Annotated in this window: 13 protein-coding genes; 7 read left to right on the top strand and 6 right to left on the bottom strand. The window is 58.6% G+C overall.

All coding sequences use genetic code 11. The annotated features are described in order from the left end of the window. Position 1: 1 nt before the first annotated feature. Complete coding sequence (locus MAFF_RS04985) at positions 2-328, bottom strand: conjugal transfer protein TraD (RefSeq protein ID WP_044547756.1); 327 nt, start codon at positions 326-328, stop codon at positions 2-4. 172 nt (positions 329-500) lie between these two features. On the opposite strand from MAFF_RS04985, the gene traA reads away from it, so the two are divergent. From traA to MAFF_RS04970, 3 genes are all read left to right on the top strand, one after another. After that, on the top strand, positions 501-3,548 hold the full coding sequence (gene traA / locus MAFF_RS04980; RefSeq protein WP_010909791.1) for a Ti-type conjugative transfer relaxase TraA: 3,048 nt from the start codon (positions 501-503) through the stop codon (positions 3,546-3,548). A 115-nt stretch (positions 3,549-3,663) separates the two neighbouring features. Beyond that, positions 3,664-3,879, top strand: coding sequence for a helix-turn-helix transcriptional regulator (locus MAFF_RS04975; protein ID WP_044547753.1), 216 nt, complete (start codon positions 3,664-3,666; stop codon positions 3,877-3,879). 369 nt (positions 3,880-4,248) lie between these two features. Beyond that, entirely contained in the window at positions 4,249-5,406 is a 1,158-nt protein-coding gene (locus MAFF_RS04970; protein ID WP_157865908.1) for an acyltransferase family protein, read from the top strand. Between the two features lie 438 nt (positions 5,407-5,844). Here MAFF_RS04970 and MAFF_RS36850 read toward each other — a convergent pair whose 3' ends face one another. Continuing rightward, the gene (locus MAFF_RS36850) at positions 5,845-7,863 is read right to left on the bottom strand and encodes an acyltransferase family protein (RefSeq protein ID WP_010909789.1); all 2,019 of its coding nucleotides are present in this window, start codon (positions 7,861-7,863) and stop codon (positions 5,845-5,847) included. Positions 7,864-8,248: 385 nt separating this feature from the next. Next, complete coding sequence (locus MAFF_RS04960; protein ID WP_010909788.1) at positions 8,249-8,500, bottom strand: helix-turn-helix domain-containing protein; 252 nt, start codon at positions 8,498-8,500, stop codon at positions 8,249-8,251. Between the two features lie 91 nt (positions 8,501-8,591). Between MAFF_RS04960 and MAFF_RS04955 the strand changes: the two genes are divergently transcribed. Continuing rightward, positions 8,592-9,182 carry a hypothetical protein gene (locus MAFF_RS04955; RefSeq protein WP_244420719.1) on the top strand — a complete coding sequence of 197 codons (591 nt, stop codon included), beginning with the start codon at positions 8,592-8,594 and terminating at the stop codon, positions 9,180-9,182. A 51-nt stretch (positions 9,183-9,233) separates the two neighbouring features. Here the strand turns inward: MAFF_RS04955 and MAFF_RS04950 are convergent, their stop codons facing one another. The 3 genes from MAFF_RS04950 to map form a co-directional block, all read right to left on the bottom strand. Beyond that, positions 9,234-10,487, bottom strand: coding sequence for a tyrosine-type recombinase/integrase (locus MAFF_RS04950; RefSeq protein ID WP_010909786.1), 1,254 nt, complete (start codon positions 10,485-10,487; stop codon positions 9,234-9,236). A 147-nt stretch (positions 10,488-10,634) separates the two neighbouring features. Continuing rightward, entirely contained in the window at positions 10,635-11,294 is a 660-nt protein-coding gene (locus MAFF_RS04945) for a JAB domain-containing protein (protein ID WP_044547750.1), read from the bottom strand. A 57-nt stretch (positions 11,295-11,351) separates the two neighbouring features. Further along, complete coding sequence (gene map, locus MAFF_RS04940; protein ID WP_010909784.1) at positions 11,352-12,179, bottom strand: type I methionyl aminopeptidase; 828 nt, start codon at positions 12,177-12,179, stop codon at positions 11,352-11,354. Between the two features lie 728 nt (positions 12,180-12,907). On the opposite strand from map, the gene MAFF_RS04930 reads away from it, so the two are divergent. From MAFF_RS04930 to MAFF_RS40540, 3 genes are all read left to right on the top strand, one after another. After that, positions 12,908-13,147 (top strand): hypothetical protein, encoded by a 240-nt coding sequence (locus MAFF_RS04930; protein WP_167316193.1) that lies wholly within the window; start codon positions 12,908-12,910, stop codon positions 13,145-13,147. Between the two features lie 184 nt (positions 13,148-13,331). Continuing rightward, positions 13,332-13,628 (top strand): DUF982 domain-containing protein, encoded by a 297-nt coding sequence (locus MAFF_RS04925; RefSeq protein WP_010909782.1) that lies wholly within the window; start codon positions 13,332-13,334, stop codon positions 13,626-13,628. Positions 13,629-13,674: 46 nt separating this feature from the next. Continuing rightward, complete coding sequence (locus MAFF_RS40540; protein ID WP_244420718.1) at positions 13,675-14,097, top strand: DUF6074 family protein; 423 nt, start codon at positions 13,675-13,677, stop codon at positions 14,095-14,097. The last annotated feature ends 123 nt before the right edge of the window (positions 14,098-14,220 follow it).

Below are 14,220 nucleotides of genomic sequence, written 5' to 3'. Positions count from 1 at the left end.
ATCATGCCGAGCCCGTGCCGCTCGCCGGCGATTGTGGGCCGCCCGGTTGCGCTGGAGCGCTGCGAGGGTTGCGCTGAGATGCCGGAGGAGTTCGCCGGGACCGGCTTTCGAAAAACGTCACCCCACGCTTTGCCCATGCCTCACGCTTTGCCGCGTCTCTGGTCTCGGTGATCGCGACCAGCGCGCCGGCCAGCTCGTCGGTGCTGAGCTCGTCGGCGCCGGTGGCGATCACCAGTTCGCCAAGCTGCTGCACTTTTCGCGCTTTTAGTTCGCGCGCCTTTTCTTCAAGCGCCCTCAGTTCCGAGTCGAAGTCCCGTGGTTTTCGCATGGCTATCTCCTTCGGTTGTCGATGTGGGGATGATAGGGGAGCGCCTGCCGGAAGGCTTCAGGCTTGCAGAGACAGCCCGGGACGGGCTGGTCCATCCCGAGAATTTTTCGAGGGAGGGCGCGCTTATACGTCGTGCCGACGTGGGCTTTGACGTGCAAATGATCTGGTCGCGATGGCGATCTATCATCTTCACGTCAAGGTCATTGGCCGCAAGGCTGGGAGCAGTGCTGTGGCGTCTGCGGCGTACCGCTCGGCTTCGCGGCTGCGTGACGAGCGGATCGAACGTACGCACGACTTCTCCGCCAAGCGCGGCGTCGTCCATTCCGAGGTGATGCTGCCGGAGGATGCGCCAGAGGCCTGGCGCGACCGCGAACGTCTGTGGAACGATGTCGAGGCCTTCGAGGTCCGCAAGGATGCGCAGCTTGCCCGCGAGGTCGAGTTTGCGCTCCCGCGTGAACTGAGCCAGGCGCAAGGCATCGAACTGGCGCGCGACTTTGTTGAGGCCGAGTTTGTCAGCAAGGGCATGGCCGCCGATCTCAATGTGCATTGGGACAGGGCAGAGGATGGCAGTCCCAAGCCGCACGCTCATGTCATGCTGACCATGCGGGCCGTCGACGAGAATGGCTTTGGGGCGAAGGTTCGAGGCTGGAATGCTACCCAGCTGGTCGAGCGCTGGCGCGAGCGGTGGGCGGAGCTGGCCAATGAGCGCCTGGCCGATCTCGATATCGACGCACGCATAGACCATCGCAGTCTGGAAGCGCAGGGCATTGCGCTGGAGCCGCAAACCCAGATTGGTGCACCGGCTCAACGCATCGAGGGCAGTGGCCTTGCTGCTGGCGATAGTGAAGCAGATCGCGCCGAACTGCATCGCGAGATCGCGCGCAACAATGGTGCGCGCATCATTGCCGATCCATCCGTGGCACTCGATGCCATCACGCATCAGCAATCGACCTTCACCCGAAAAGACATCGCGAAGTTCTCGCATCGCCACAGCGATGGAATGGAGCAGTTCAACGCGGTCGTGGCAGCCATCGGCAACGCACCCCATCTGGTCGAACTCGGCAAGGACGGACGCGGCGAAGACCGTTTCACCACCAGGCAGATGATCGACACCGAACAGCGCCTTCACCGCGCTGCGGAGCGTATGGATTTGGACGAGCGTCACGCGGTGAGTGACGCATATCGCGAGGCAGTACTGGCCCGGGCTGCGCAACGCGGTCTTATCCTTTCGGGCGAGCAGACCGATGCGCTTGCGCATATCACCGACGGCCGCGGTCTTGGTGTCGTCGTCGGCTTTGCCGGAACGGGTAAGAGCGCCATGCTGGGCGTTGCGCGCCAGGCATGGGCAGCAGCGGGCTATGAGGTTCGAGGTGCGGCACTCTCCGGCATCGCCGCCGAGAATCTGGAAGGCGGTTCAGGCATCCCCTCACGCACGATCGCCAGCATGGAGCATAGCTGGGGACAGGGCCGCGATCTGCTCACCGCGCGCGATGTCCTGGTGATCGATGAGACCGGCATGGTCGGCACGCGCCAGTTGGAGCGCGTGCTTTCCCATGCGGCGAACGTTGGCGCAAAAGTCGTGCTGGTTGGTGACCCGCAACAGTTGCAGGCGATCGAAGCCGGCGCTGCATTCCGTTCCATCCATGAGCGTCATGGCGGCGTCGAAATCGGCCAGGTGCGTCGGCAGCGCGAGGACTGGCAGCGCGATGCCACGCGCGATCTGGCAACCGGTAGGATAGGCGCCGCGATCAACGCCTACGACGCGCAAGGCATGGTGCATCAGGCTGCAACGCGCGACGACGCGCGAAGTGAACTCGTCGAGCGCTGGGATCGCGACAGGCAGGCGCATCCCGAGGCAAGCCGGATCATTCTCACCCATACAAACGACGAGGTACATGCCTTGAACCAGGCAGCGCGGGAGCGCATGCACGCTGCAGGCGATCTCGGCGACGATGTTCAGGTGACTGTCGAACGCGGCCCAAGAAACTTCGCCAGCGGCGACCGGGCCATGTTCCTGCGCAACGAGCGCGCGCTCGGCGTCAGGAACGGAACACTCGGTATGATCGAACAGGTCAGCACACAGAGCATGACCGTGCGCACCGATGACGGCAGGTTGGTGCGGTTCGACCTGAAGGACTATTCCCACATCGACCACGGCTATGCCGCGACCATTCACAAGGCGCAGGGCATGACCGTTGACCGGACCCATGTGCTCGCTACGCCCGGCATGGATGCACATGGCAGCTACGTTGCCCTGTCGCGGCATCGCGACGCGATGGACCTGCATTATGGCGGCGACGACTTCAGTACGCGGGACCGACTGGTCCGCACACTGTCACGCGATCGCGCCAAGGACATGGCGTCGGATTACGAGCAGATCGATCCGGCGCAGAGCTATGCCGAGCGGCGCGGCATCACGTTCCGCGAGCGCGTGGTCGAGATCGTGCGCCGGATCGTTCCGGAGAAGCTGCGCGACAGGATCGGCGGGCTGATCGACGGGTTGCGCTCGCCTGGAGACGTGGAGCCCGGCCAGGACCTTGGGCGCAGGCCGGCAAGGGAAAATGTTGGAGCTCAAATCGCAGATGACGCTGCCACGCCGGAAAGGGAGAAGCCAGGGCCGGGTGCGCAGCGCGACACGGATCTGCCGATGGACCCGGAAGCGGCGTTGCGCAGTGCCCGTACGAAAGCGCTCGTGCGTCACGCGCGCGCGCTCGACGCGATGTCGCACAACGCAAATGCGGACGGGCGGGGCAGTTCCGACCTGATGCGCGAACTGAGGGACGCGCGCAACGCCTTCGAGAAGGTGCGGCCGTATGGCTGGCGCGATGCCGAAGCGGCCTATGTGAAAAATCCCGAACTTGTCCGCGAGGCGGGGGCCGGCCGCGTCAGCCGCATCGTGCTGGCTCTCCAGCTTGAAACGGAAATCCGCACTGGGATGGACATCGATCCCGGCCGCCGCGCCGACCGTTTTGTTGAACGCTGGCAAAAGCTCGACCGCACGGGCCAGCGCCAATACCAGGCTGGCGATATGTCCGGCTACAAGTCAACGCGGTCGGCCATGTCCGACATGGCCAAAAGCCTCGAACGCGATCCGCAACTTGAATCCCTACTGGCAAATCGCAAACGCGAGCTTGGCATCAAGATCGATTCCGGCCGGCGCCTTGGTGCGGAACTGGCATTCAGCCATGGCATCGGAAAGGGGCGGGGCCTTGGGCTCTGACACCCTTCCGATTTGCCGCCGTTTTCACGCCGCTGGCGGCTGAAGCGACAAACCTGATTGCGTCCAGCATTCGGTTCGTCGTGTCTAGCAACAACCACTTTGAAGCAGGCAAGCTATGCCCGAGTCAGATCGTATTGTGCGTCTCAGTACCGTCCTTGCCCGAACCGGTCTGTCCCGCTCGACCATCTATCGCAAGATCGCCGAAGGCACGTTCCCCGCTCAGATCAAGATAAGCATCAACGGGGCGGGCTGGCGGGAATCCGATGTCAATCGATGGATTGACGATCCAGTCTCATGGCACACCAGCGCATCACGAAAAAACAGCGACTAGTGGCGATGGAGTGGCACGTTGCTGTCAATGTTGAACACTTTTCTCTGGGGCAGGTTCAATGACTGGGAATGGGCCGGATGCAGACGGGCGGCTTCCGACGTTCGCAAGCAAATAGCGGACCGCGCGGTCGCGTCTTCGCTAGTGCTGCGCCTGACACTCCCCGTCTGTGTTCGACGGTGATACCAACAAGATACCGCGCTTTGTAGTGAAGGACGCTGGATGGCCCCCTTGATGGGCCAAGCCGCGCGGCAAAGGCGCCGGCCCGTTTTTGCATTGCGAAGAGAGACGCGCCTGTTATGGTGCAGCGCAACAAACTCGCAGTGCCATGCCGGAGGCGTTTTGCTCCAACTTCAAAATATTCAGGAGAGGATGGACGTTACCAACAACCGTCCGGCTGGCTTCGACTATCTGCGATTATGCCTGTCTCTTTTTGTAGCGGTTTGGCATATCCCCCAGATTGCTTACGGAGATGCTGGGCTTGGGTTCTGGTATAATAACCATATATGGGAAGTCAGCCGATTTGTTCTCCCGATGTTTTTTGCACTAAGCGGCTTCCTTGTTGCCGGAAGCCTTGATCGATGCCTCACGCTTAGCGCGTTCCTAGGGCTCAGAGTTATTCGGATTTTTCCAGCACTCAGCGTCGAAGTTTTACTCTCAGCGCTCATTCTCGGCCCACTAGTGACAACCGTACCGCTATCGCAGTATTTCTCTAGCGGTGAGTTTTGGCGTTATCTCTTAAACGTCACCGGGGAAATCCACTACACGCTGCCCGGAGTTTTTAAAAATGCAGTGGCAGGCAATTTGGTAAACGCTCAACTCTGGACCGTGCCCTATGAATTACTGTGCTACATTGCCCTAAGTCTGCTCGCCCTTGTGGGCGCTCGCAATAGCCGTGCACTCTTTTTACTTTCAGCGTTGTCGATGCCATTCGTCCTAGTAGCCTGGGGGCTGACTCATCATTGGGGAGCACAGATGTACGCAGGTGTCGGCACCGGCTTAGGCCACGGTCTCGGCCTCGTAAACTGCTTTGTTGCCGGTGTCATGATTTTCTTTTTTAAGAAGTTGCTCCCATGGTCGATTGCATTGTTCATTTTGATGTTTGCAATATCTTGTGCCTTGCTGTTCACAGAAAGCCCACTTTCAACTTTTGCGTCGATTCCGGTGGCCTACTGCACCGTTTTTTTGGGCCTTACGAATCCAAAACGAATATTCGTTCTCGCCAGCGCTGATTATTCTTATGGGATATATCTATATCATTGGCCCGTTTTTCAGTTCATCGGATACAACCTCGGTAATAGCCTAGTTGCGATAATCCTTATCGGCCTACCACTACTGGTAGCCTTCGCAGCCTTTTCGTGGCACGTCATCGAGAAACCCGCCCTCGAATTCCGGAAGCCGATAATGAGACAGGACAGAGTGGGTGGCGGTTTTGCTTTGACAGCTTCAACCGTGTTCTGTGCAGCCCTGTTGACATTCGTAGTTTGCTGGAAACTCATCGAGCGCATCGGATACTCAGTATTTCTCTGAGCCTGTGCCCCGCCGCGGATAGGTAATTGAAACGGCCTCTTCACGCAGGTTTGCTGGTTAGCGGCCTAATAGCGTCTGTGACGACTGAGCCGCAGAGAAGGTTGCAGGCGCCGGCCAGTTTGCCTTAAGATTCCCGGTCTAGGGCCAATGCATGCCGCGCTTTACCGATGCCCAACTTGGTTGCGATGACTGCATAAATCATGCCGTCCGCCGCGAAGGCCTTAGTTGGGATCCTTATGGTTCATGGTCCTGGGCTTCCCCATTCCTCGCATTTCGCCCGTCGAATACCCTCCGCAGCCTGGGCGCCTTGGCCATCTTTTTTTCAACGCCGGTTGAAAGTCGAGCGCTGATCGGATTGCTTTGAGTTGGAACGGGATGAGCCTATCCGCAGGCCATGAGATAAGAGAATGGCCGCCTCCGTTTGTGAGTAGGTCGAGATCAATCGGGCTTTGTCTGGGATGCCTTTGTCCATAAAGACCGACTCTCCTCTGCAGTGAGCAGACCTTTCGCATCAAGCGCTTTTTGAATCCTGGCTATCATTTCTTCAGCCGTGAAAGGCAGGCGACGGATCTTATCAGAAGAAAGGGGGGCAAAGGCAGGGAGGCCATAGCGCTCGGTTATTTTCCGAATTTGTTCGTCATTTCGCCCCGTGCCGACATTTGTCAGATGAAGGGCAGACGTTTGCGACCCCCTCCAGGAAAGCTCGGTCCAATGGTTCAACGTCTTAACGTAGGTACTACCTGCTCGACGGCCCATCCAGAACAGCCAAATATCATCGCCTTGTGGGCACAGACTGGTAAATGTCTCCTCATCGGTCGCTTCTGGTGACAGGGATTTGGGACCATAAAGAACCCCTCCGACACCGGTCGGGAATAGCATTTCAGATTGGCCTGCAACATCGAATGACCACTCGCTGTATGGTTCGATGCGTCCCCTCTCATTCAAGGCTACAGCGTGACCTCGATGACAGACGACAGTGCGTTCGCCAGCCTTTTCGACCAATTGCTCCAGCCAACGCTTCGAGTAGTAGACATCGTCATCTGCAGTGACGATGTATGCCGCGGGAAAGGCCAGAAGCGCCGGTACGATCTTCTTGTATGAGCGAATGTCTTTGCAGAACCGAATTTCGAGACCATGAAGCTTCAGTTCGTTTACTGACTTAGGGAGATGTTTTGCGTCCTCTAATGTGACCCAGAGAATTACCCGATCGGGCGCGATCGTTTGCGACAGGAGACAACGCAGCGTGAGATGGAGAGTTGGAAATCGTGCCGGATACGACGTCAATGACACAACCAGATCGCTTGGCAGTCCGTGCGGACGGCCCTTCCTTCTAAGCGGCCATCGCACCGCGATCAGCAGATGCGCGACATAAGGCTTTGCAAGCTCAAAGAGCCATTCTCGATAATTCCGTATACGCCAACCCAGTCCGTTACGGAGCCAGTTGATCAAACGACCCGGCGCACCATCGCCTGTTCCCAAAAACCACGGAGCCAACAGCGCTGATCGTCTCAGGAACTGGTAAATTAGTAGCGGTCCCGACACCGCTGCCAACATAATCACAAGCTCGTTCGTGATCCCGAAATCGCGAAAGGAGAACTGGAAGAACTGGTGGAGAAACATGATCACTAGCGAAGCCTCCCCCAGCTTTGCCACGGGCGCCGCCAATTTCTCGATCTTGGCCGCCTCTCTCACGAGATCGAGCACTGCAAGAGAGAGCCCAAGCGCAATAAGAAGCCCGACAACCGGCGGACCAAAAATTGAGTATTTCATATTGAACTGGATGTCCGCGCCGCTCGTCCAGGCGATTAGCGCCAAGGCCATTACAGCCGCAATGAAAGTCCATCGAATTCGCCGCGAAAATTGAAAGGTTCGAAGCAAGTCACCGAACCAAAAGCAGCACAGAGCCATCGGAACCGCGGCTAAGGCCCAAGGTGACTGGTTCAAGGGCAATACGGCCTGAATTAGGTAGCCCGAAATCATGGAAAACCCGACGAAAGCCAACATTCGTCTGCTCCCAGGATTTTTAGCCCAACGGGCGACGTCATTGTAAATCAGCTGGGTAAAGAACAGGCAGGTCACGAACCAAAATACGCCGAAATCCCGCCCAAGCCGCATGCCGCCAAGGATCTCGTTGATAGCCATTGCTCGTAGCTCCCAATGCGCGGGAGGATCACCTAGGAGCATCCGCCTTGCTACGACTGCTATCGTCAAAACCATCAAGAACGAAATGTACGGTACTGCAAGGCTGGCTGATTTCTTCCAAAACAGCTGTTGACGGTCCCTCGGTTTGTAAACGTACCCGGAAATCACGAAAAACAGCGGCATGTGGAACAAAAATACGGCGTTTGCGAAGATTATGTCACGCTGTTGTGGCCCTTCACCAGCCACATGTGCCGCCACCACGAGGAGTATCCCGACGCCTTTGGCTGCATCAAGCCAGATGTTGCGAACTGCCAAATGCCGCTCCTCACTTCGATAAGTGATAGCTTAAAAAGTGGAAGCTAAACTAGACGTCTCGCACATGCAATATGAATTTGTGCATTGCACAATTTCGTTTTTTGGCTTTGGTAGTCGAAGGACACCGTTGCTAAACGATCCCACCCTTACCCGAGACGCTCCGCACCACGGGTGCGATAGTGAAGCCATCAGGCGGGCTGTAGCGCACACAGCACATTTTTCGCACCGGATTTAATAGCTTCTCTTTAACGGCGCGTGGACCGACTGATTTCAAGACGGGTCAGGGTTGAACTCTAAGTCCGCAATAGGCGCAAAGCCGCCGCTCGCTCGCTACGGCGCTGTTGTGTGGCGCGCTCGCGAGCGGTTGGGACCGTCTCAGCTAGATTCAGTCTGGTTCTGCTGCCAATCTCTTGATGGCTGAAGAAGGGTCGAACCCCAGGATTTTCGCCAGATCGATGAATTCGACTACGTCGACGCGGCGTTGGCCGCTTTCGAGTCGAGCGACAAACGACTGATATTCGCCGAGCTTTTCGGCGAGCTCGGTCTGTGTCAGCCCGCTAGCCTCACGCTTTGCAATCAGCATCGTGATCAATGACTTGTGGCGCAGCGTTCCGAGCGTTTTCACCACCGGCCTCATCCAGTTCCAGATGAGGGCTTCAATTATATCTGATTTCCAGTTATCTTAAATTCAGATACGACCCAGCCATGTCGAATTGGAGGAATCCAAGATGGCGCAATCAGCAGCAGTGAAACATGACCCAGCACTCGCCCTGTGGGCCGCATGGCATCGTGCCCAACATACATCTCTGGTGCTTTGCAGGGTCCAGCAGCGGTTGGAGACGAGAATTATCTGCAATACCGGCATTCAGGCATTGACCAGAGGCGAAATGAAAAAGCAGCCCATGCCAGTGATCGCACCGGACGGCATTCAGTACGCTGTTGCTCGGGAGGCCGAAGTCTTAGCCATGACCGAAGCGCTCAAACTTCAAGATGCGCTTCCAGAGGTTCCAGCTCTGTCGTTACCTGGCATCTTAGCCAAGTTGGAGGTGATCGTCGGAGCGGACCGTGACATCGGCGATCCGACCGATTTCCCTTGGCCACACATCGCTTCCGTATTGCGCGATCTGAAAGCTATCGCGGGCGATTTGCAGCCGTGCGAGTTGGACCGCTTCACCACTCGCGCTGATATAACGAGGCATCTACAGCAAGCAGCCCAACTCGTAGACTCAGTCGAGGCGGAACAGGCTGCGGAACATATACGCCAAACTGCGAAATCGTTCGCGGAAACATCCGTTCTTCCAAAACCGGCTGAATTTTAGAAATCAAGTCGGCCCTGTCCCGTCTCAAACGCCAAAAAAGCAGTTGCTAGCTCATGCAGCTTCCTTAAGGGCGACTTTACGCTTCTTCTTCGTCACGAGCTCGCGGACAAACTTGTCCCACCGGGCCATGGCAGCACGCTTTTCCGGCATGTAATTCCAGCGATCGTAGCTCTTGGAACTGACGTCCTGCAGAGTGTGGTTCTGCAATCGGTCTCGGATCTCTTTCGAGAGACCTGCCTTGCCGGCAAGCGTCTTCCAGGTTCGCCGGAGATCGCGGTTTGTCACGACGGGAATGACCTCGCGATCGCGCTGTCGCCACATGAACGAATAGAGCGTTCCATGACTGACAGGCTTGGACGGGTCGGTTGCGGATGGGAAAAACCAACCAAATTCATTCGGCTTGATCGACCCGATAAGCTCGGCCGCGATCTTGGGCACGGGGATGGCGTGAGGCTTTCCATTCTTGGTCTTGGACCAGTCGATGATGCACTCAGCGGCATCCCATTGATCGACGTGTAGCCGAGCAATCTCCTCGACGCGTTGGCCGGTCAGCATAAGAATTCTTACTGCACGCGTGTAAGGGGGATGTACCGGCGCATCGGGATATTCGAGCCAGCGATAGAGACGGACAAATTCCTCTTCGTCCAACCAACGCGTTCCAACGTTTTTTGGTTCTGTCGGAATACCAGCAGCCGGATTGTAGACGAGACGAAAGCGACGGACAGAGGTCGAGCGGTAGTCGTGCTCGGATTTCAGCCCCCAACTGTAGGCCGAACGAATATAGCTGCGAACATGATCGGCCATGGACCGTTTGCCTCGCTGATAGATCGGTCGAATGATGTCCCTGATCTCATCGGGCTCGATGTCACGGGCAGGGCGGTTGCGACCGAGCGAATCGGCGATCTTGTTCAATCCCTTTTCGGCCTCCTTCCAGGACGGTTTTCCATCTGCCTTGAGCGACGCGACGTAAGCCTCAAACAGATCGGCGACCGTGCCGGGTCGCGTGTCGCCTGCAATCTTGATGCTGCGTCCCTTCTGGATCATGTCGGCGAAATCGCGTCTGAAAATCTCGCGAGCCTGGCTGAGGCCCATTGACGGATACGAGCCGAACTTTTTTTTGAGACGCTTTTGGTCTCGCCATTGCTGGGCCATCCAGTCCGCCGTTACGCGGGTCGGCATCGGCTTTATCACGAGAACGAGGCGGCCTGTTCCGTGACCCTCGCCATCGACAAGGTTCTGCTGCTTTCCGGTCTCCTCGACCTGCTTTAAAGCGCGGCGAATCTCTCCATCGGTAAGGCTTGGCACTGGGGTCTCCCGTAGGCTTTCGAGTGGGATCGGCTGACGGGTAGTAGGGGTCTGTGGTTGGGTCCAAACGGGCCTTCGATCCCCCTAAAACCGACCCCAATATGCCACGATATCCGACTCTGCGACAAGTCGAAAAAACGATATATATCAATGTGCTAATGCGTGATTGTGCGTGATCAAAAAGAGGCGAGTGGGATGGTTGTGCACCAGGATGATCGCGGTGGCCGACAGTTCGAGCGCCCGCTTGACCACTTCTCTGGGATAGACGGGCGTGTGGTCGACAGTGCCGGTCTGCTGCACCTCGTCGGCGATCAATGCGTTCTTCTTGTCGAGGAACAGGATGCGGAACTGCTCGCGCGCCTCGAAGGCCATGGCCGAGCGGCAATAGGCAAGAAGCTGCGTCCAGGACGAAAGGACCTCGCGGCCATGCACCTCGCCATGCGCCATGCGCTGCGCTGTCGCCGCGACAACCTTCAGGTCGAGCGCCACCGCCGGGCCGATGCCCTTGACCTCCTGCAGCAGGTTGACCGGCGCGCCAAGCACTTCCGCCAACGTGCCGAAGCGCGCCAGCAACGCCTTGGCGGCAGGCTTGGTGTCGGCGCGCGGGATCAGCCGGAAGAGCAAGAGTTCCAGAAGTTCATAATCGGGCAGAGCGTCTGCACCCGCCGAGGCAAAGCGCTCGCGCAAACGGTCGCGGTGGCCGAGATATCCAGGTTTTTCGGCTGGAGCAGGCCTCGCCTTCGCGGCTGGCCGAACCGGCACCTCGGCGAAGAAACTCCGCTCGTCGTCGTCGCTGGCCTTCCCCATCAGCCCCCGCATCCAGCTAGCCAGTCGGGCAAAGCGGTCGCCCGACGTATTAAAATATCAGGCCGGCAGGCCAGGCCGGTCGAGGTTGTTGGGCGAGAGCGTGAAGATCTCGCAGCCCGTGTCGGTCACGCCGATCGTGTGCTCGTACTGCGCCGACAGCGAACGGTCCCGCGTCACCGCCGTCCAGCCATCCGACAGCACCTTCACATGCGGGCGGCCGAGATTGATCATCGGCTCGATGGTGAAGATCATGCCGGGCCGCATCTCGACGCCTTCATTGGCGCTGCCATAGTGCAGGATGTTGGGGGCGTCGTGGAAGAGCTGGCCGACGCCGTGGCCGCAGAAGTCGCGCACCACCGAGCAGCGCTCCGCCTCGGCAAAAGTCTGGATGGCGGCGCCGATGGCGCCGGTGCGGGCACCCGGCCTGACGGCGGCGATGCCGCGCATCAGGCATTCATGGGTGACCTCGAGCAGGCGTTCGGCCGCGCGCTTGATGGTGCCGACCGGATACATGCGCGAGGAATCGCCATGCCAGCCGTCGAGAATGTAGGTGACGTCGATGTTGACGATGTCGCCGTCCTTCAGCGGTTTGTTGTCGGGAATGCCGTGGCAGACGACATGGTTGATCGAGGTGCAGGACGATTTCGTGTAGCCGCGATAGTTGAGCGTCGCCGGCAGCGCGCCGTGATCCATGCCGAACTCGAAGACGAAACGGTCGATGGCGTCCGTGGTGACGCCGGGCCCGACCATCGGCACCAGCGCGTCCAGGCAACGCGCGGTGAGGTCGCATGCCTTGCGCATGCCGGCAAAACCATCCTCGCCATAGAGGCGGATCTGGCCGGTGTTTCTGAGAGGGGCCGTGGCGGCGTCGAGATAGGTGACCATTTTGTCCGTATAGAAGGGTGGGCGCTGCAGGAGTGCTGGCGTGAATATCCCGCAAGATTTGGCACTTGAGGGCAAAAGGTTCAAGGAAGAACTGGCTGATGCAGCCTTAGCCGGCGGGATATTCGTCTCGTCGGGGCAATTTCTATCGGTTTTGCACGGTTGCTTTCCTTTCCGGCCATCCCGCGCTAGGGCGGGCGTATGTTCTGGAGATCGCGTCCATTACCCAAGCGTGCCAGGCCGCTTGAAGCGTCACTGACGGCAGCCTGCTCATGTCTGATGGGCCTGGTGCTGCTGGCGATGCTGTGCCTCGGCGGGCCTGATGTCCCCACTTTCGCGGACCCTGGCCAGGCTGGCGCCAGCGTTGGCCTGGAAGGGTCGGGTGAGGTTGCGGCGCTGCTGCGTGTCACAAACAAGGCGCAGGCGCTGGAGGTTCGCACAGCCCGGCCGGTCCTAGCCAAGTTCGCCGGCGGTCATCCGGCCTTGCCGGCTCCGCAAGCTGTTTTCCTTTGGTTGGACCGGATTTCCCCGACCATACCTGTTGCCGGATCTGGCACGGTCTCCGCTCCTGGCGCGAGCACCAACCAGCCGCGTGCGCCGCCGTCCACGCAGGCCTGAGCGGTCCAGGACCGCACGTTCACCGCCATTTCCAAGCCATTCGCGTCGCGACTCGTGCGGCGGCTTCAGCCGCGCATGGGTGGCGTGGCGCGCGCCATTTCCGGATGATTGCAATGCAACAACGTATCAAGACATTCAAAAGCCTGACGCGGGCGGCCTCGGCTGCTTCCTTTCTGTCCGTCCAGGCCTTCATCTGTATCGGAACCGTCTATTGGGCGGTCGCCGAGACGCTCTATCTGTCGGGAACCGTGGCGCTTGTCCTTGGTGCCCTGTTCGCCTTGCCGTCGGCCTATGTTCTCTTAACGGTGGTGCGCATGGCTTTCGATGCGGAGACCGACCCGGCCAATCAATAGTGGCGCCGTCGAGCGGGAGAGTTCTGCCGGACTGGCTGGTGCCGGCAGGACTTTCCTTGGCCTGTTTGCAGCAAAAAACGGCCGTTTCCGCAGTGACGACACATTTGCGTGGCACTGACCGGGCAAAGCAACTTTTGACGATGAATGGCGTTGCCTGGGCGACGCCGGTTCGGGAGATTTGCGGATGGATAGATTGCAATTCGAGGTACCGGTGCGCATTGCGCAAGGCCCCGGCTTGCCCGTCGAGGAGATTTACAGCGTCGTGCAGGCGCTGGATTTTCTCCAGGACTGGCCGGCGCGCCGGCAGGGACCGGTGTATCAGAAAGCCTTCAATGCCTGCTTCGGCGCCACGGTGGACGTGGTCAAGACCGAGGATGCCTGCCGGGCGTTCATGGCGTTCTGCCGTGTCACCGGACTGATGGCCAGTGACATGATGGCGCCGCGCAAGCGTGGCGGCGAGGCAAGCGCGCTGCAGGCCTGAGGGCAGCTTTACCCTCCCGACCAGCCAACTCCATTTTCAACTTGGCTTGAATGTACGTGATGACCTCGTGCGCGGATCATCACGTGCATCTCGTTCCGACGGCGACGCATCGACAGCGGCGTTAAGCTTCCGTTTCCACCTTGGCGGCTACGCCATTGCTTGTTCAGCAATGGTTGATTCGTTGCGTCAGTTCATGGTTTGGAAGATGTCCCCAGAAAAAGTCCGTGCATTCCCGATCGACCGGCAGCTATTCTTGGTCAGGGAAGTTGCAGCCAAGCTAGACAATCTGCATGGCGAGCCTGCAGCCTCGTTCTGGAGGGCTAAAGCAGCCGAGTTGCTTGACCTGGTTGTCGGGTCGGGCAGAGACAGAGCCACCGCCAGCGATGAAGTGCGCAGGTTTTTCCTGGCCGTACAGAGAGAGCTTTCGGCTGGATTGGCGGCTGAATCGGCTCCAGTTCTTTCCGCCTGAAGAAAATACTTCTCTATTGTGAAATGCTGTTTACTCCAATAGCGCGTAAGCGGTGCCTTTTTCTATGGGTCTGTGTGCTTGAACAGCAACACTGCACCCAATTTACATCACCTCTATTCTTAG

It is taken from the genome of Mesorhizobium japonicum MAFF 303099, assembly GCF_000009625.1.
GTDB lineage: Bacteria > Pseudomonadota > Alphaproteobacteria > Rhizobiales > Rhizobiaceae > Mesorhizobium > Mesorhizobium japonicum.
The sequence above is the reverse complement of the archived record's forward strand: the minus strand, read 5'-3'. Positions and strand labels throughout refer to the sequence as shown.